The organism is Marinilactibacillus psychrotolerans (assembly GCF_900101525.1).
GTDB classification, from domain to species: Bacteria; Bacillota; Bacilli; order Lactobacillales; family Carnobacteriaceae_A; genus Marinilactibacillus; species Marinilactibacillus psychrotolerans.
Map to the genome: position 1 here is coordinate 1 of NZ_FMZD01000010.1, position 19,810 is coordinate 19,810.

Here is a 19,810-nt window from a genome sequence, read left to right on the forward strand (position 1 = left end):
TTGAATTAAAAAAATAATAAATTTTAATTTTAATAATTCCATATACCTACATTTAAAAATATCTAAGGAGACTATTCTTGAGTGAAACATATTATATAGTAAAAGAAATTATAAAAGCGAATTATAAAGAGCGATATGGTAGTAGTATAAGACAAAGAGGTTTAATAATAGCTATTTTTATCACTTTTGGTTTTTCTGTTCTTTCTTTCTTTCTTTCTTTCTTTCTTTCTTTCTTTCTTTCTTTCTTTCTTTCTTTCTTTCTTTCTTTCTATAAATTTTATAATATCTTTGGGAAAATATTCTTAATTATCTCAATAATTTCTTTAGTTTTTTTTTATTATAAACTATACAAAGAATTGAAGGTTATTAATCACGAGCCTACCGAGTTAATTACGAACATGAAGCAATCACTGATAAATAACAAAATTAATTCAGTGAAACTAATAGAATTACTACAAGAAGAAATCGACAAAGAATTAGAGAATATAGAAAAAGAACAAAAGAAATTGTTTAAACGAATTTCCGTAGTATTTGTTTCTGTATTTTGGATACCTTTTGCTTTTTTAACAAAATATTATACTGAACAGTTAGATTCAGTACTAACATGGGAAAGCTATTTATCATTATCCACTTCTTTACTAACGATATCTTTACAATTTATCGGATTGCTTTTTGCTGTTGGAAGTCCAATAGAAGAGTTTATATCAATCACAAAAAAAGAACTTTTATTAACAAATAGGTATTTAAATGATGTCAAATATCTTTACAATATGGAAAGTAGTGAATAACTTAAAATTTTTTTTAGACTACGCAAGATAAAAACCGTGAATCCTTTAATTGCTGTAAACTAACCTACTGATTTGCAAAAAGGATTTGTCTGACAACCTTTGAAATCTTGATTGTCTAGTAGATTTTTATTATTTCAACTATCTACTTTATTAGGCGCATATCACACAGGGGTTTTCGTCTATTTTTTTACAGTTTTAAAGTAAGCACGCTATTATTTTCTTTACATCACTTTAGTTAAATCATATTAAATATAAACCACATGATAAAAGCAAAGAATAGAAACCCAATAATATAAGAACATCCCCAACCGACCAAGAATAATCCTGCAAGTTTTTTTCTCAAAACAATCTCCTCCTATTAGATTCAAAATCCAATACTTTTTCACTTCCAATCATCGTATCAATGACGATGCTAGTATTTCTTTTTTCTTAATTTCTTTGACCCTTAACCTCTTTTTGTTCAATTTATCACAATGCTTTTGCGTTTGCAATTTTTTTTATTTGTTTTATCTTGTTAAAAAGTCTATTATTTTTTATGTTTGCAAAATAAAATCACTTATCAATTAATTCATTACCTTTATATTCTTCTAATATATTTTCATACTCTCATATAATCTAAAAAAATGGCTAGAGTAACTACAATATTCAATCGTAGTCAATCTAACCAAACTCATATATTATTTAATATCTTTATACTCTACTTCCAGTGCGCGTTTAACAGCAGGTCTTTCTTGAATTCGGTTAGCCCACTCTAGTAAGTGTGTATATTCATTTGCTTTTAAAAATTCCGCAGCGTCGCCATACAATTCACCTTGAACAAGGCGTCCATACCAAGGCCAGATTGCCATATCCGCAATCGAGTACTCATCGCCTCCGATGAATGGTTTATCTGCTAAATGTTTGTCCAACAAATCAAGCTGACGTTTTGTCTCCATTGTAAAACGGTCGATTGGATATTCTTGTTTAGTAGGTGCGTAGTTGTAAAAGTGACCAAATCCGCCACCTAAATACGGCGCAGCGCCGGTTTGCCAGAATAGCCAGTTCATCAGTTCTGTCCGCTCAGCCAGTGTAGTCGGCATAAACTGTTCGAATTTTTCGGCTAGATAAAGCAGGATTGAAACAGACTCGAATACACGAATCGGTTCGTCCGTTGAGTGATCTACCATTGCCGGGATTTTAGAGTTAGGATTGATCTTAACGAAATCACTACCAAATTGGTCGCCTTCAGAGATATTGATTAGGTATAAATCGTAATCAGCTCCCTCAACGCCAGCTTCTTTCAATTCTTCCAGCATGATCGCTACTTTGATTCCATTAGGAGTGCCTAGTGAATAGACTTGCAGCGGCTTTTCTCCTACCGGAAGCTTTTGCTCAAATCGACTACCTGCTACAGGTTGATTACCAGATTGACTTTTCTCCTCTTCGTTCCATTCCCACACTTTCGGGACTTCATAATTTGACATCATATCCACTCCTTCTGATTTATCTTCAGTATACTGGTTTAATATTTTATCGTCCACTTTTTAGAAGTAGCTTAGTTTGAAGAGCTCTGCTTGAAAACTGGTTTTAATAATAAGTGGTTTAAACATCATCACTTCAATTCTTATCAGTTAAATGAGATCCATTGGATAATAAACGGTGCTAAAACGGTCAATACTATAATCATAACTATCGTATAATATACGGTGTTTACTATCATAATACCGCTTTTAACTTGCGTTGGTTTCAAGGAGTCGTTCTCTTTTATTATACTTATCACACTTCTCTTGCTAATGTAACCAGAAGCTAGTATAACCAGTAAAATAGCTAAATATATTAATGGTATTATTATTGCTGCATACATACGTATCACATCCCAATCGTCCTTATAACCGTATCACACATAGCAGATTTTTTATAACGATTTAAAAAGCACGACTAGTTTCTGATTAAACCAAAGAAAGCAACCCATTGATGAGGGCTGCTTTGCTTATTGAACAACTTGGATTGAATTTCCATCGCTTGAAACTTGGATATTCCCTTCTCTCGTGAGATAGATTGTTGTTCCTAATTTTTCTAGAGCCGAAACAACCTCTTCTTCTTCCATATTTTTATCCGAGCTGGTGATTATTGCATATTCAGGATTGACCGTTTCAAAAAATGTCTCGCTGTTCGCTGTAAGTCTTCCGTGGTGAGGAACTTTAAGCAGTGTGTATTCTCCTTCTGTCTGATTCATCACTTCTTCAAGTCTCGCCTCTTCTGCATCTCCGTCGAACAAGAAACGATTCTCACCATGTTCTACACTCACAACTAGTGAGTAGTCATTCTCGCTTTCATATGCATCAGCTTCTGGAGGATAGACTGTAAAACTAGCAGATTCTGTTGAAAATTCCAATGTCTCTGTCAGAACTGTAGCTGTAAGACCTGCTTCTTCCATAGCAGTAACAAATTCCAAGTAGTCTGTACTGTCGCTTTCGTAATCCGGTACCAACACATTTTGAACGTCCACTTCATTTAAGACCGTATCTGCACCTCCGACATGATCTTTGTCAAAATGTGTGATAATCAGGTAATCTATGGATTCAATTCCTTCTTTTTCTAAATACTCCACGATCTCTTCCCCATCTTCCTCTTCACCGGTATCAATGACGATAGTCTGATCACTGTTTGATAACACCATACTATCAGCGCTGCCGATTTTGAAAAATGTGATGTTTAAACTTTCCAGAGCACTAGCTTTACTCTGTAAAGAACAGCCAGCCAGTGCTATTGAGACGACGAAAGCAGTCACCATTTTTTTACCCTTTTTAATAAACTTGTTTTTCTTAAAATACATTTTATTTCCTCCTTCTAAATTTTTTATACCTGTCTCACAAGTAAATTACATTAAATAACTAAAGAAATTTCTCCCATCAGATTAGGCTGTTTTAGTTCCATGCTAAATGATTGCAGTTTGATATTTGGATTAAATGCAGGAATAACAATATAAGGTTACATACTCGACACCTTCCTAGGACTCTTTGAGTTCATCTCTTTTAAATGTTTAGAAATTTTGTATGTCTTCTATACTCTTACTATACTCATATAGAAGAATTCATTCTCCGTAATACTGACTGAATCCTGTGGCAATTATGCGGGAAAGAATATTTTTAAAAACAACTCTACAAAAAAGCACAAGATCCTTATGGTTAATCCAAAGGTATCCTGTGCTGAGGTTTACTGATTAAATTGTAGTCACTAAGTGTGATAAAGTGATTAAAAACAGATTCCTTCTGATAAATTCATCAAATGTTAGGATGTTCATTATGATATATTTTATTGCAGATATGCATTTTCATCACGAAAATGTTATTGAGTTCAGCCATCGTCCCTATAAAACGGTTGAGGAAATGAACAAGCAGCTGATTGAAAACTGGAACAGTGTCGTCACCTCTCCAAAAGATGAAGTTTATATTCTAGGTGACTTTCTTTATAGAGGGACTGGCGAACAGGCAAATACCATTTTAAAACAACTACAAGGTAAGAAGTTTTTAGTTAAAGGTAATCATGAGCAATATCTAAAAGATAAAGCATTTGATCTCAGCCTTTTTGAATGGTCCAAAGATTATCATACGCTTAAGTATTACAAGAAAAAATTCATCTTGTTTCACTATCCAATCCTAGAATGGGATGGTTACTTTAGTGAGGCCATTCACCTTTACGGACATGTCCATGACACTCAGACTGTTCATTTTGATTCTATTTTAGGACTTAGAGCTGTTAATGTTGGAGCTGATATTATTGGGTATAAGCCGATTAGTATTGAAGAAGTGATGGAGATTCTGGACACTAGAGTACAAGCCGCTCAGGATGATAATGATTATAGTGAGAATCATAGAAAGAATGTTGAAGAATAGTGTTTTGTATCTCGTAGACTAATACCTCATTAAATCCTTCCAGTATTTATTCTGATTAAGTCAGTTCAGGTTGGAGATTCACTAAAGTTAACAAGTATGAAGTTGTTAAATACATTCAGATATATTCATGTTCTGGCATCAATTATCATTCAGTACATTATCCAAATGAGGATCTTACAATCATTGTCTGTTTGAATAAATCTTCAGATGCGTTTAATATGTAATCTGTGATAGAACTGGAATAATAAAAAATCAATTATTTAAAAACCGAATTTGTAAATAATAATATTTATTTTCATACGTAGTATTTGAAATACTAAATAATCGAGATATTTCGTTGCTCGTCTTTCTTCAAAATAAACTTATTCTGTGACTTATAATCTCCGTAAAGTCGACTTGGCTCGATATTTATCATTTTTCTCTACATCCAACAAGCTGTAATCTATGGTTTATATTTTAAAACGAATAGCTAATAAGGTTATCTTATCAAAATATTCTTAGTTTATTAAGGATCAGTATATTCAAACATCTATTACTTGGCTGAAAGACAATTTAAATACTGATACTTCAAAGACTATATAATGCATTTTTCTACATTTCGCCTATTTATATAACTAGATTTAATCTGATCCTTATTATTTGAATTATTTAGAGTGATGTGTTTCTAATATTTAAAATTCCAGGTAATCATCTGGGGCATTCTTAGTTAATTGTGCACCTGTGTTCTTTTATAAAAAGCTATTCTGGTTGATGGTGTATATAAAAAAATATAAATATTCTATTTACCTTCTAAGTTTTTTTGCGTTGAAGTTCTGGTGGATATATAATGAAAATATAAAAGACTTATTATATCTATTTGAAAATAAAACTTAAAGGACTGGTAAAATGGTTACATCCAAATTGTTAGACCCTCTTAAAATATCTTTAGATATGAATAATCCAAGGTTCTCCTTGTTTCAATTCGAAAATGAAGAGGATATCATAGATTACTTGGTGCAATATGAAGATATAAAATCTTTGGCATTACAGATTATCAATAATGGATATATTAGTTTAGGAGAAAGAATAATTGTGTCAGAATATAAAAAAGATAAAGTACTACGTCATACTGTGTTAGAAGGAAATCGCCGTATTGCTGCTCTTAAAATAATTTTTACTCAAACTGATAGATTCACACGATCTGAACGAGATAAAATCTCTTCTCTAGATAAAAATGATTTCTTAGTAAATTGTGATGTTATAAACGAAACTGAAAGAAATTCTGCTTTATTTAAAATTACATCTAAACACATTGAAGGTATTAAACAATGGTCTGCCACAGATAAACGTATATTTTATGGCAACTTATTCGAAAAATATAAAACTCAAGGGAAAACTTCCACTGAAGCATTAAATGATATTGGAAAAGTAACACCAGAATCTATAGCCAAAGTTCGAAACTCTCTTAAAAAGTTGCATTTTTTATCTCAAGTTCACCAAGCTGTGAAAAAGACTAATCCTGAATTGAATGAACTTTCTCACTTAGATACAGATGTGTTAACCTCAAGAGTATATAATAGAATCAGATCTGATTTAAATTTGAAACAAGATGAAAATTTCTATCTCATAGCAAAAAATGGAAAAGAAAATGAATTCGAAAAAATATTAAATACATTAGGTAAAGCTGCATGGATTAGTAAAACGCTTGATACAAGAAGTTTCTCTAAGCAGGAAATGTGGACTAAAATACTAAATGACAATGTAATTGTTCCTAATTTAGACGAGTTAATCCAATCCTATTTAAAAAGCACCTCAAATATGCAAGTTTCTCCAGATTCAAGTTCTCTTCAATCTCCTACATTGGAGGATTTGCCCGATACAGTAAAAGAAATTAATCCTGAATCGAATTCTCAGATCACACCCTTGGTAGATGGAAATAGTGACAGTAACAGCGAGAGCAATATTCCTAAATACAGGCTCTTTATAGTAGAAAACACTCTCAATGTCAGTACAAACGAATATAACTTATTGAATAATATAAAAATTCTCGATGACCAAAGTGAAGAAATATCTAACAAAAGTTCTCTTTACAGTAATGTTTTATTCGAATGTGCCAATGATAATATTGCAATAAAAGAAAACAAAATTTTACCATTATCAGAAAACGGTATTTACAGTATTAAAGTTAAATTTCATAGTGCTGAAAAGTTTTTTTCTTTAGTGTTAAATATTCCTCAAAAGAAAAAGAAGAAGGAGATAAAAAACTTATTCACTTCAAAATGGCATCATGAATCTACCGCTCTTCTGTCTTCAAAAGAAGAGTATTCTAATATAGTTTCAGTACTAAATCGACTAGATGATAATAAAGATATCTCCATTAATAGTGACAATTTTGTTGTTATTGCTTTATTAATTAGAATACTCATCGAGTACACATCTAAAGCTTACTGGGAAAAATTTAGAGATGATCAAAGAATGCCGAAAGATTTACCTCAAATAGTAAGCTTAATTTCAACACATTTATTTAATACAAAAATAATCGGTAAAGAAACTAAAAAATCATTTGCAAATGGATCGGATCTAGAAACCTTAAATGGCCAGATACACGATTATAAATCTAATATCAGTTCAATAACTCTTGAAACTATTTTCAAGTCTTATCAAAGTTACCTAGATATCCTTTTTGCTGAACTTAACAAGCATAATAGCTAATAATGGAGATGTATGCATGAATAATTATAGTCCCTTAAGGTATCCAGGGGGGAAAAACAAAACTTACGATTACCTAAAATATCTTGTAGAAAAAAATAATATCCAAACTTATATCGAGCCTTACTGTGGTGGTGCGGCTGTGGCATTAAAATTGTTGATTAATAATGATGTAAAAAAAATAATGATTAATGATTTTGATCGTTCAATTTATGCCTTTTGGTATTCAATATTAAACTACACTGACTCATTTATAGAAGAAGTTGAGAAAGCAGTTTTTTCTATAGAAGAATGGGAAAAGCAAAAAACAATTCAAAGAAATAAACAGACTACTGATCTATTATCACTAGGATTTTCAACTTTTTATTTAAATCGCACTAATCGCTCTGGAATAATAAGCGCTGGGCCTATTGGTGGTAAAAACCAAAACGGAAATTATAAAATGGATTGTAGATTTAATAAGAATTCATTAATTAATAAAATCAAATTAATTGCCTCGAATAAGTCTAAAATCAAGTTGTATAATTTAGATGCTATTGATTTTATTAAAAAGAATATAGTTAGAACAAAAAATTCTCTTATCTTTTTTGATCCTCCTTATTTTGTAAAAGGAAAGGATCTGTATACAAATTTCTATGAATTACCTGACCACCAAGAGTTAAAAAAGAATATAGAAAAATACTTGAACAATCACAAATGGATTCTAACATACGATACCCATGATAGTATTCAAAACATATATTCAAGTTTTGAATATTATACTTACCAGCTAAATTACAGCGCCGGAAGTTCGAAAAAAGGCTTGGAGTATATTTTCTTTTCACATACTTTATCTTCCTCTGATATTGAGAAATATCTTTATGTAAGAAAAACAGAATGATTTATGTATTTTAATTTAAAATTAATCGATTTATCTTGCAATAATATAAGCAATGAACGACCAGAATATCTGATCGTTCATTGCTTTCTTTTGTCTTATTTAATATCACGTCTTACTCCCACTCAATCGTAGCAGGCGGCTTGCTTGTAATGTCATACACTACTCGGTTAATATGATCCACTTCATTTACGATTCGTGTTGAGATTTTTTGCAGTACATCAAACGGGATTCTTGCCCAGTCTGATGTCATACCATCGATCGATGTTACGGCGCGGATTCCGATTGTGTAGTCGTAAGTTCTGCCGTCTCCCATTACACCAACGGATTTGAACCCTGGTAATACAGTAAAGTATTGCCATACGTCACGTTCTAATCCTGCATTGGCTATTTCTTCTCTTAGGATTGCGTCACTTTCACGGACGACTTCCAGTTTTTCTTCTGTGACTTCGCCAAGTACACGGATTGCAAGTCCTGGTCCTGGGAAAGGTTGGCGCCAGACTAAGCTTGATGGCATACCCAATTCTTCTCCAAGTGCACGGACTTCATCTTTAAATAGCGTATTCATCGGTTCGATCAGTTCAAACTGCATGTCTTCTGGCAATCCACCTACGTTATGGTGTGATTTGATGGTTTGTGCAGTGGTTGTTCCACTTTCGATGACATCTGTGTACAGCGTTCCTTGTGCCAGGAAGTCGATGCCTTCTAGTTTAGTTGCTTCGTCGTTAAAGACTTCGATAAATTCATTTCCGATGATTTTACGTTTTTGTTCTGGATCGCTGATGCCAGCTAATTTGTTCATGAAGCGTTCTTTTGCATCTACACGAATCACGTTCAGTCCAAATTTGCCTTCCAGACTGTCCATAACTTGGTCACCTTCATTTTTACGCAATAAGCCGTGATCTACGAAGATACAAACCAGTTGGTCCCCGATCGCTTTATTTAGTAAGACTCCAGTAACACTTGAGTCTACTCCGCCTGATAATCCAAGCAGGACTTTTCTGTCGCCGACTTGTTCACGGATTTTATCCACTTCAAGATCGATGAATTGTCCCATGTCCCAGTTACCTTCAAAGCTGCAGGCGTTGAATGCAAAGTTGCGAAGGATTTCATTTCCATGTTCTGTGTGACGAACTTCCGGGTGGAATTGTACTGCGTGGAAGTTCTTGGCTTTGTTTTCAATCGCTGCTATTGGACAGTGCGGGTTAACAGCTGTTACTTCAAAGCCCTCAGGCAATTCTGTAACGTAGTCTCCATGACTCATCCAAACCGTTTCTTCTCTTTCTAAAGTCGTAAACAATTCAGCTGAACGATTCGTGATTTCTAGTGTCGCTTTACCGTATTCACGTGTTCCTGCTGGTTCTACTTTTCCGCCTAGGTTGTGTGCCATCAACTGCATTCCGTAACAGATTCCTAAAATCGGAATCCCTAATTCAAAAATTTCAGGATCAATTGAAAAAGCTTTTTCATCATAGACACTCATCGGTCCACCAGAAAAAATAATCCCTTTAACGTTGGAATCTTTTAGTTCTTGGGCTGAAACAGTATGTGGTAATAGTTCTGAAAATACACCGAATTCTCTGATGCGGCGTGTAATTAACTGATTGAACTGACTACCAAAATCTAGGACAGCCATTTTTTCTACTTGTTGCGTAATGGATTCGCTCACTAAATCTACACCTCTATTTTGAATTTTAAAGACTCTTTTTCCGAGCCGTTTCGTAATGATTTTTACTAGTGTATCATGATTGTTCGCTTTTATGTACCATAATTTCATTTTTTCACCGTTTTCTTTCTAAAATTAAAGAAAAGACAATCATCCACAAAATGACTGTCTTAGAAAAATCCTATTAAAATACGTACATCATACTTATAAAAAGAACCAAGTTATTCCAAAACACGAATAATCCTTAGATTTCTAAAGTCGATAAAACGTATTCAAATAGCGAATAAGGAAATTTTTACATTTGATCATCTACCAAACCGAACGAACGCCAACTTAATATAAAAAACCAATATTCAAAATTTATGAGTACTTACGCATGATTCTTACAATATCAAGACCATATTTATTAGCTTTAGTTTCTCCAAACCCTTCTACTGCTAAAAGGTCATCTTTGGTTGTAGGCATCTTTTCAACTAGAGCTTCCAACTGCTTATTAGTGAAAATAGTGTACGCCTTAAAGTTTTCTTCACGACTCTTATTTAAGCGATAAGTTTTTAACTCTTCATATAAATTTGTTTTATTTATTGGCGCTGCTTTTTGCATTATAGGCATAAACTTGTCTTCAGACTTATGACTAACGACTTTTTTGACAATTTGTTGATTCGTAGGCACTTTATAGGGTTCATACTTTTTAGTATAGTCTTTTACGCTATCTTTATGTACATCCTTATATGATTGTGCCCACATCAGCATATCTTTTTCAGAAATCGCTATTCTATTCGATTGTTTATAGGTATCTTTTATGTATTTTACTAATTGATCTGCTCGAATGACTTTTTCTTTCACTTCTTTTTTTGCGAACTTTGCATTCAGTATAGTTTTAGGATTAGATAACACTACTACCGGCTTATTAGACTCTTCAAAATTTCGTTTTGATAATGATTTAGTCAGTAGATTTCTTTTACTATTCACTCTAATTTTTTTCATTAAATCCATATGGCGTTGATTCTGGGTGATTGGAGAATATACGCCTTCTTTCTTTTTTCTCCTATTAAATTCTGTCGTACGTATAAAATCTCCCGCATTATTTATTTCGATATTCCCATAAAGGTTTTTACTTTCTATTATAAAACATAACTTTTTTGTAAAGACTAAGTAATCTATCTGGGCACTTAAGTCACCATCTTCCAGATAGATATCATGTAGTACATACATTGGCATATGACTATTTTTCAGTTCAAATTCTATCTTCTTTTCTCCTGTTATTCCATATTCAAGATTTTTTATATCTTGCTTTAATATCTTAATCCCTTCAGCATTAAGATGTGGCTCCAAGTCTTTCAATAATTTTAATTGTTCTTTAGCATTACTGCTTTCTTTAAGAAAGACAGGTTCTTTCATATTATTAAAAAAACCCATTTATTATTCACTCCTCAATTGTGATAAAAATGTTCTAATTTAGTATGTTTTCATATTAAATTGTATCATATTACTATTACATCAGTAAAAGGAATATTATTGCTTATGTAAATCATGGTTGTCTCTAATTAATAAAAACTATCCTCTTTTTACTCTATTTTAAAAAAATTCTTTTAGTTTATATTAACAATCTACTACACCTATCAATAATAAATAGTTCATAAATTTCAACTTAAAAAATTCATCCAGTTATAACAGAATCGTTAAAAGAGTGGTAAACTATACCTATTCATATCAACCAAAATGAAAGAAGGAAGAAGAAATGACTCAAGTTAGATTAACTACACTCACTACTAAAGGCGGTTGCGGCTGTAAGATTGGTCCAAGTGATTTACGTGACGTGCTTCATCAACTTCCGGTACAAAACAGCAACCCCAATCTTCTTGTCGGTTTAGATACAGGAGATGATGCGGGTGTCTATAAATTGACCGATGATCTAGCTATTGTGCAGACTGTCGATTTCTTTACACCCATTGTGGATGATCCATATGATTTCGGTCAGGTTGCAGCAGCAAATGCTTTGAGTGATGTCTATGCAATGGGCGGAAAACCAATCACTGCACTGAATATTGTAGCTTTTCCCATTCATACATTGGATAAAGCGATTCTTACGGATATCTTACGCGGTGCAAGTGATAAATTAAAAGAAGCAGATTGCGCTCTAGTTGGTGGTCACTCAATTGATGACCAGGAACCGAAGTTTGGTCTTGCGGTCACGGGTACAATCCACCCTAATCACATACACACAAATGCCGGAGCTAAAAAAGGCGATAAATTGATCTTAACAAAACCAATCGGCGTTGGAATTTCGACTACAGCGATTAAAAGGGAATTATTAACATCAGAAGAAACAAAGCGTGTAACTCAAGTAATGACCACACTTAATAAATCAGCGGCTGAAGTTATGAACCAATATAATGTCCACGCATGTACTGACATCACGGGCTTTGGTTTATTAGGGCATCTTACTGAAATGGCTACCGAAAGTCATCAAGCCATTACCATCAAAAAAGACGACGTGCCAGTGTTAGCCCGTGTTCGTGAGTTAGCGGAACAAGGTGTCATTCCTGGTGGTTCACGTAATAATTTAAAACATGTACAAAACGTTGTTCATTTTGAGGATCATCACGATGAGATCGACCAGCTTATTTTAGCTGATGCAGTTACCTCTGGAGGACTACTGATGGCAGTAAGTGAATCAGATGCTCCATCCTTACTCGAAGCACTTCAGCTCAAAGGAATAGATGCAAAGCTGATAGGCGAAGTCTCCAATGGTGATGCTGGTCATATTTATGTTAAGTAAGGAAGGATTCGTTTTATGCTAACTAATATTACACCGCAAGAGCTTTTTCAATCAAAAGAACAAGGGAAGACCATAGTGGTCGATGTTCGTGCACCAAAAGAATTTGAAGAAGCAACCATTCCGGGTGCAATCAATATTCCTCTCTTCACTGATGATGAGCGGGCACAGGTCGGCACACTCTATAAGCAGCAGGGACAGGAAGCGGCAAAAGACCTTGGTTTAGAGATCTTTTCAAAAAAATTACCTGCCTTTATTCAGGAATTCAAGCAACTAAAGGTCCCTGTTACCGTTTTTTGCTGGCGCGGAGGTATGCGCAGCAAAACTGCTGCAACAGTCGTGGATTTAATGGGGGTTCCTGTTAATCGTTTAACTGGCGGGATCAAAGCTTATCGTCAATGGATGCAAGAACAACTTGATACCCTGTCTATTCCATCATTATATGTCTTGAATGGTCACACCGGAAACGGGAAAACTCTCGTTCTTCACCAGCTTAAAGAAGAAGGTTATCCTGTTATCGACTTAGAAGGTATGGCTAATCATCGCGGCTCGATATTCGGTCATATTGGATTAAAACCAAATAATCAGAGAATGTTTGATCTGTTATTGGGCGAAGCTTTATTACGCTATCAAAACGAACCGTTCATACTGATTGAAGGAGAAAGCAATCGAATAGGCAAAGTCATCATACCAGAGCGCTTTTATCAACTTAAAGAAAAAAGCCCTCAGCTGTTTATTCATCTCCCAATAGAGGAACGCGTAAAAAATATTCTAGCGGATTATTCACCTCATGACTATCACGATGAGTTTGTTGAATCTTTTAAGAGAATCAAACGTCGCATACATACACCTGTAGCAAATGCGACTGATAAATTACTTGAACAGAAAGATTATCCACTCGTAGTAGAGAACCTTTTGACGCATTATTATGATCCTCGGTACACGCACTCATCTGCATGTTCCGAAGATTTAAGTACATTGATCGAAGTAACATCTGTAGAAGATGCAAAGATAAAACTAAAACAGTTGCTTCCGTTAAATGATTAGTTTCATTATAAACTACTAAAGTAAGTAAAAGAACTATTTATGGATCATGAATAGTTTATTATGTACACTAATATCTTTATAGAAAAATTCCAATGTCGTTACTTATCTGGAGTGTTGAAGTTCTAGAAAGCTTTTTTTAGGATGGTATTAAAAACATTTCTAGCTTAATTTGATAAATGATATTTAATAAAAAGATACAGCTGAACAAGAAGCCTATCCTTCTTCTCTTCAGCTGTATCTTAGTTTTGATTTTATTCTGACTTTTTATTCAGGGGAGAAAGAAAGTCAATTATGGGTTCCGCTTCTCTTCAGCATAGTTACTCAGTTATTCATTGGATGTTGTATCTGACTCATCACTCTCTGGTGTTGTCATACCTTCAGGAGGTGTCATACCACCTGTAGGTCTTTCTCCACCGTTGGCACCAGGCATTTCACCTCCTCCATGTGCACCGGGCATTTGACCTCCGCCCATGCCCATGCCAGTAGCTGCTTGCTCGGTTGTTGCTTCAATTTCTGCTACCACTGTTCCACTATAATAGTCAGAAGTATCAAACACTCCATAATTTGATTCACTTGTTAAGCTTTCGATTGTCGAAACTGTATATGTCTCACCTTCCACGAGATCAGCGGATGAGTATACAAGAGACTGACTGTCTTCTTGAAGTTCAAAAGTGAATATCACGTCGTTATTTGAATTAGCTATTTGAATCACGTCTCCTTGTGTTAATGATATATCTGTTATGAATAAGCTTGGTTGTTCTGAGGTGGCTGAAGTTGCCATTGCCATTTGCGAACTACCATTTGCAATCAGCGTGCCTCCTGAAACATCAAAACTTCCATCATAATCCAATGCGCCATTTCCACCATCTTGTGGACCATTAACCACGACTAATCCATTTGTCATTTCAACATTACCGTTACTGTCGATTCCATCTCCATCAGCATTAACGTATACTTGACCGCCATTAACCGAAATGGTAGCCGTCCCACCATCACTTGCAGCATTTAATCCGTCATCTGAAGTATTGACTTCGATTGTGCCTCCATTGATGGTTAATGCCGCACTTTCTAACCCTTCATAACTCTCTTGAATTAAAATATTTCCATCGCCTATCGTTAATGCGGTATTTGCATGAATGCCATCATCTCCAGTAGCGAGATCATACTCTCCTCCGTTAACTGAAATTGTCCCATCAGAATGAATCGCGTCATCTTGACTATCGATGGCAAATTCTCCATCATTTAAGACTATTGTCCCTATTGCTTTGATGCCCTTTGTACTTGTCGATTCTTCTGTATCCTCTTCTACATCTGTAGTATTCTCATTTTCGGACCAGCTTCCCCAGTCGCTCATTGTAGTTTGCATTTCAGCATTTGCACTACCACCATTTGTAACGATATTGAACTGTCCACCATTAATCTCCAGATCCGTTTCTGCCTGGATTCCATCTCCTGAAGCAGTTAAATTAAAGGTGCCATCTTCAATGAGAATATAGCCTGTACCTTCATCTGTATCGTTTGTAGATTGAATGGCATCTTTTGCGGCTGTGATATCAAATGTACCGCCGAGAATAACGATCGAGTCTCGTCCTTTGATTCCATCTTGTACAGAATCAATCGTGTAGTTCCCGTTCGTAATAGTAACATCATCTTTACCTTTTATAGCATTTTTATAATTTGCTGTAATGGTCAGACTACCAGATCCATTCAGTAACAAGTCATCATCACTGAATAAAACTGCATCAGGTTCATCTCCATCTTCGTTTTCGAATGTATAGTCTGTTCCATCTTCTAACGTATTTTCCGTTTCTTCTGCAAGCGTCACAATTGTTTTATCAGCATTGACAGCATAAATAGCTGCCCCAGTCTCATTTGTTATTGAAACTCCATTTAAGACAATGTGTACTTCTGCTTCATCTGCTGCTTCGATTCTGATCTGTCCGTTCGTCAGGGTACCTTCCAGTACATACGTACCTGCTTCAGTAATGGTTACAGTGTCTTCACTGACTGCTGCGCCAGCACCTTCAACTGATGATACACTGTCTTCTAAGGTGATGACTGTACTCGTTGCCAAATCCCATTCCTCATCTGCTGCAGAAACTTCTTCAGAGTCTAATCCCAAAGTTTCAACGGTAACTTCCTGAGCCGTTTCGTCGGTAATTGCATCCTCAGCAACGGTTTCATTGGAACTGGCCGCAGTATCCGAACAAGCACCCAGAAAGATGATTAAGCTAGCTAAAATGGTATATAGTCCTTTTTGGGGATTAATTTTTATGTTCCTGTTCATTTTTTTCACTCCTTATTTTATTATACTAATGTACTATGCATTTAGTTCTCCGTTATAGCTAACTAATGATGCATTTAGTACCCCTTCAGTAGCAAACAGTTCACTCATGAAGGCCGTATCGTTTTCTTTGATTTTAACTTCATAAATCAGTTCTGGTTGTCCATTGACTAATGTTTTAGATTTCAGTTTCAAGCGATTAATTTGTTTTCTCAGAACATCATTTGCTGCTACTTCTGCTGTTTCATTTTTCAGATCCAGCATTAGAATGTAGGATAATTCTTTTTCTTTGTGTAAAGTGAAGACAAAAAGAACAGCAGCGATAAAGAATGATCCGCCGTAAGCTAGGACGTAGTAGCCTGCCCCTAAAATAATCCCTACACCTATAGACCAGAATAGAAATACTAGATCAAGTGGATCTTTTATAGCCGTTCTAAATCGAACGATCGATAGTGCTCCAACCATTCCCAGAGACAGTACAACGTTTGTCGTTACTGCCAGAATCACGAATGTTGTCAGCAAGCAAAGCATGACCAGTGAAGTATTAAAAGGTGTAGAATACATCACCCCTTTAAATGTTTTTTTGTAAATAAAGTAGATACATAGTCCGATTATTAAGGACGATGTAAGCGCAAAAACTGCATTTAGTGCTGAGAACTCGCTCATTTCTTCTAAAAAACTGTTTTTGATAATTTCTGTATAAGATAACATCTTCCATTTCTCCTTTGATTTGTTTATTGGTTTAAGTTGTTAGCACTCTTGAAATCATGTATTTCGAATGGCCGCATGAAGTGGTTTCAGCGATCTGTACCAGCTCTCTGATCCATCCTGGCAGATAAGTATCATACTTCACTTCTAGTACGCAGGCTACATCTGATTCTCTTTGCATAACTGCTTCCGTTTCCAGAAAATCATGAACCCGATTAGAAGCTTTCATATTATAGTCGAGTGTTACACGTGTGTTTCCCATTTTATAAGCAAAGGCTTCGCGATCATACGCAACGATCACTTTAGGTTTCAGCAGCTTTGTTCTAGCATTGACATAAAAATCCTGCTTAAGCGGGTCATTCGAATCTTTTAAAAAGAAGAGATCTCCTTGAATCATTTTTTTTGCTTCTCCTTTTGTCAACATTGTGCTGAGTTTATAGCCTGCATTGTATTCTTTTACTTTCTTTTCTAATCGAATAAAATTTAAATTCTGGTTATAATACCTGATTCGAAATTTCTCTCTTATAGCATTTCCATCTTGATTATCGTAATACGCTTCGTCTTCTATGTTGTCAAAATACAAACTTGAAATATGGTAATGCGTTCCAATTACATGCTCGTCATGAGGGAGTAACTTCCTCAATCTCTTCATTAAAATTTGTTTGGATAATTCGGATATTTCGTGTTTATATTCATGTCTGTAAAATTTCTCTTCCATTTCGTTTACCCCTTCTTTCCTTGTCCATGTGTTTATAATACGCTGAAAGATAAATGCGTTCTCCGTAAAGTTGATAGAAAATTGCGGTAAAATTACCGTAATTTAAAAAAAGAGCCTGCAGAATTCACACTACATCCGTATTCTTCATATAAGAGTGAACAAACTAGGAAGAACAAAAAAACTATTGAACAGTCCACTTTTCAGTGAATTGCTCAATAGTTTAATTTATCAGTCAATACTAGGAGTGTGCTTCATCTGCAATTAATCGCTGGATTTATTAAAATATAAGGTGAAAGTTGTTCCAGCAATGTCTGAATGGACTTCTATTCTACCTTTATAGGAAGCAACGATTGCCTTCACGATTGAAAGCCCGATTCCATGTACGCCTTTTTTACCAAAGTAAAAGCGGTCAAAGATATGCGGTAAATCTTCTTCGCTTATCGCTTCTCCATCATTATAGATACCTAAAATGATGCGGTCACCTTGCTCTTTACAGATGAGTCGAATCGTGTGTTGGGCGTATCTTAGTGCATTCGATAATAGATTCTGGAAAATGCGTTCCAGTTCTCTTTCGTCGTATTTGTAATAGACTGGTGCTTCTGAAAAATCGTAGATGATCTGAACATTGTTTTGTTCAAAGAGTCGACTATAACGTTCGGCTGTATAAGACAAAGTTTCTCTTAAATCATTCGCACTCGTTATCCTATCTGGAGATTTCGATTCCAGCCTGGATAAGAATAATATATCTTCTACTAAGTCACTTAATTTATCTGTTTCCGTTTTAATAATATCTGTTCCAGTTTTTTCTTCAACGATACCGTATTCAATACCTTCGGCTGTATTTTTGATAATTTGCAGAGGTGTTCTCAATTCATGGGAGGCATTCTGAAAAAAAGCCCGCTGTTCTGTATCATACTGACGTAGCTTAGTTGTTGTCTCATTCATTGCCTGTTTTAGTTCATGTAGTTCCTGATCGGAAAAATCATCATTAATCGTATCGTATTCTCCTTCTCCAATTCGTTTCGCAAACACTGCTAGACTTCTCATCGGATTAGCGATTCTAAGTGATATAAAATAAGTAACCACTAAAGCCAGTATAAGCGCGACTACCATGACACAGACCAGGATGAGATTCAGATAATTTTCCAGATTATATAAATCCGTCATATTAATAAAATAAGCAGCTGTAGATCCTGCCAGTGCATCATCTTCTGTCAATGTGTAATAATAGAGATTATTATTCCACTCTAAACGCGCATTTTCAACTTCTTCCAATGAAACGTCTTGATTTTCCAACCCTTCCACAAAATTCAAGGAATCAGTATCCTGCTGAATATTTACTGGAAAATCAGCAGGTAAACGTAATTCATAATCCGATCCTATTAGTGCTCTATTTACAGAAACTGCAAACGCCGGATTATTATCTCTCACTATTTCATTAGAACCCATTCCCCCTTTTTCATCATTATCCATTCTTCCTTCCATAGGAACTCTCTCTATTCCCTGACCGGAAAAGGATAGCAAACCAGTAGCAGTTGTTTCGATATACTGAGTAAACAGCAGATTGAATACAACAATGACAATCACAAATGTCCCAATCATCAAGCTCGATACCATACTGATCAGCTTGAACTGAATACTTTTTTTCTCTGATTTAAACCACTTCATTTTTCTATCTCCTTCAAATGAAAACCAAAACCCCAAACAGTTTGGATTTTTACTGAAGCATCTGCTATTTTCTTTCTCAATCTCCTAATTGTGTCGTCACATGCTCGTGTTTCAATATCTTTTCCGTATCCCCATATTGCATCAAGCAACTCTTCACGCGAAACTGCTCTATCTTTATTCTTCATTAAGTATAAAAAGACATTATATTCATTAGGGGTTAATTCGATTGTTTCATTACCAACCGTAACTTTCATGGATCTGTGATCTAATAAAATGTTTCCAAGTTTATAGGTTTCCTGATCTGTTCCGTTCTGGTTTTCCTTATCCATTTTGATTCTTCTTAACATCGCTTTAACTCTCATGTTCAACGCTATAGCACTGAATGGTTTTGTGAAATAGTCATCGCTTCCCAAATTGATTCCTGTTGCATAATCTAAATCGCTATCTTTGGCAGTCAGGAGAATAATTGGTACTGAACTAACTTCTCGAATATTTCTAGTAATATCAAATCCACTTGATCCTGGCATCATCACATCTAAAATGACTAAATCTGACTCCTTTTCTTGAAAAGCTTCAAACAATAAATCTCCATTCTCAAAGTCTTTCACTTCATATCCTTCACTCTCTAAAAAAGATCTGACTGTTTTTCTGATTGTTTCTTCATCTTCTGCTATATAAATTAATTCCGGCACACTACCCACCCCTATTCTAT

General features: G+C 34.9%; 15 protein-coding genes. 6 read left to right on the forward strand and 9 right to left on the reverse strand.

Annotation, left to right across the window (positions count from 1 at the left end; all coding sequences use genetic code 11):
• Positions 1–398: 398 nt before the first annotated feature.
• Positions 399–788: a hypothetical protein gene (locus tag BLT22_RS06755; protein WP_091761880.1), complete on the forward strand. Its 390-nt coding sequence runs from the start codon at positions 399–401 to the stop codon at positions 786–788.
• Between the two features lie 677 nt (positions 789–1,465).
• On the opposite strand, the gene yghU is transcribed toward BLT22_RS06755, so the two are convergent.
• Entirely contained in the window at positions 1,466–2,251 is a 786-nt protein-coding gene (yghU, locus tag BLT22_RS06760) for a glutathione-dependent disulfide-bond oxidoreductase (RefSeq protein ID WP_091761882.1), read from the reverse strand.
• 506 nt (positions 2,252–2,757) lie between these two features.
• Positions 2,758–3,603 carry a ComEC/Rec2 family competence protein gene (locus tag BLT22_RS06770; protein WP_091761886.1) on the reverse strand — a complete coding sequence of 282 codons (846 nt, stop codon included), beginning with the start codon at positions 3,601–3,603 and terminating at the stop codon, positions 2,758–2,760.
• 469 nt (positions 3,604–4,072) lie between these two features.
• On the opposite strand from BLT22_RS06770, the gene BLT22_RS06775 reads away from it, so the two are divergent.
• From BLT22_RS06775 to BLT22_RS06785, 3 genes are all read left to right on the forward strand, one after another.
• Positions 4,073–4,663 (forward strand): metallophosphoesterase, encoded by a 591-nt coding sequence (locus BLT22_RS06775; protein ID WP_091761888.1) that lies wholly within the window; start codon positions 4,073–4,075, stop codon positions 4,661–4,663.
• 885 nt (positions 4,664–5,548) lie between these two features.
• The gene (locus BLT22_RS06780) at positions 5,549–7,354 is read left to right on the forward strand and encodes a hypothetical protein (protein ID WP_091761890.1); all 1,806 of its coding nucleotides are present in this window, start codon (positions 5,549–5,551) and stop codon (positions 7,352–7,354) included.
• A 16-nt stretch (positions 7,355–7,370) separates the two neighbouring features.
• On the forward strand, positions 7,371–8,231 hold the full coding sequence (locus tag BLT22_RS06785) for a DNA adenine methylase (RefSeq protein ID WP_091761892.1): 861 nt from the start codon (positions 7,371–7,373) through the stop codon (positions 8,229–8,231).
• A 112-nt stretch (positions 8,232–8,343) separates the two neighbouring features.
• Here BLT22_RS06785 and guaA read toward each other — a convergent pair whose 3' ends face one another.
• Both guaA and BLT22_RS06795 read right to left on the reverse strand, forming a co-directional pair.
• On the reverse strand, positions 8,344–9,864 hold the full coding sequence (gene guaA / locus BLT22_RS06790; protein WP_091762022.1) for a glutamine-hydrolyzing GMP synthase: 1,521 nt from the start codon (positions 9,862–9,864) through the stop codon (positions 8,344–8,346).
• A gap of 390 nt (positions 9,865–10,254) precedes the next feature.
• The gene (locus BLT22_RS06795) at positions 10,255–11,313 is read right to left on the reverse strand and encodes an HRDC domain-containing protein (protein ID WP_091761894.1); all 1,059 of its coding nucleotides are present in this window, start codon (positions 11,311–11,313) and stop codon (positions 10,255–10,257) included.
• Between the two features lie 322 nt (positions 11,314–11,635).
• Between BLT22_RS06795 and selD the strand changes: the two genes are divergently transcribed.
• On the forward strand, positions 11,636–12,676 hold the full coding sequence (gene selD, locus BLT22_RS06800) for a selenide, water dikinase SelD (protein WP_091761896.1): 1,041 nt from the start codon (positions 11,636–11,638) through the stop codon (positions 12,674–12,676).
• 15 nt (positions 12,677–12,691) lie between these two features.
• A complete protein-coding gene (mnmH, locus tag BLT22_RS06805; protein ID WP_091761898.1) occupies positions 12,692–13,720 on the forward strand; it encodes a tRNA 2-selenouridine(34) synthase MnmH in 1,029 nt (342 codons plus the stop codon).
• 325 nt (positions 13,721–14,045) lie between these two features.
• On the opposite strand, the gene BLT22_RS06810 is transcribed toward mnmH, so the two are convergent.
• From BLT22_RS06810 to BLT22_RS06830, 5 genes are all read right to left on the reverse strand, one after another.
• A complete protein-coding gene (locus tag BLT22_RS06810; RefSeq protein ID WP_091761900.1) occupies positions 14,046–16,007 on the reverse strand; it encodes a carbohydrate-binding domain-containing protein in 1,962 nt (653 codons plus the stop codon).
• A gap of 33 nt (positions 16,008–16,040) precedes the next feature.
• Positions 16,041–16,715 (reverse strand): DUF4956 domain-containing protein, encoded by a 675-nt coding sequence (locus BLT22_RS06815; protein ID WP_091761902.1) that lies wholly within the window; start codon positions 16,713–16,715, stop codon positions 16,041–16,043.
• A gap of 31 nt (positions 16,716–16,746) precedes the next feature.
• Positions 16,747–17,430 carry a polyphosphate polymerase domain-containing protein gene (locus BLT22_RS06820; protein WP_091761904.1) on the reverse strand — a complete coding sequence of 228 codons (684 nt, stop codon included), beginning with the start codon at positions 17,428–17,430 and terminating at the stop codon, positions 16,747–16,749.
• Between the two features lie 261 nt (positions 17,431–17,691).
• Positions 17,692–19,098 carry a sensor histidine kinase gene (locus BLT22_RS06825; protein WP_091761906.1) on the reverse strand — a complete coding sequence of 469 codons (1,407 nt, stop codon included), beginning with the start codon at positions 19,096–19,098 and terminating at the stop codon, positions 17,692–17,694.
• Positions 19,095–19,790, reverse strand: coding sequence for a response regulator transcription factor (locus tag BLT22_RS06830; protein ID WP_091761908.1), 696 nt, complete (start codon positions 19,788–19,790; stop codon positions 19,095–19,097). Before BLT22_RS06830 ends, BLT22_RS06825 begins: the two co-directional genes overlap by 4 nt.
• Positions 19,791–19,810: the final 20 nt, after the last annotated feature.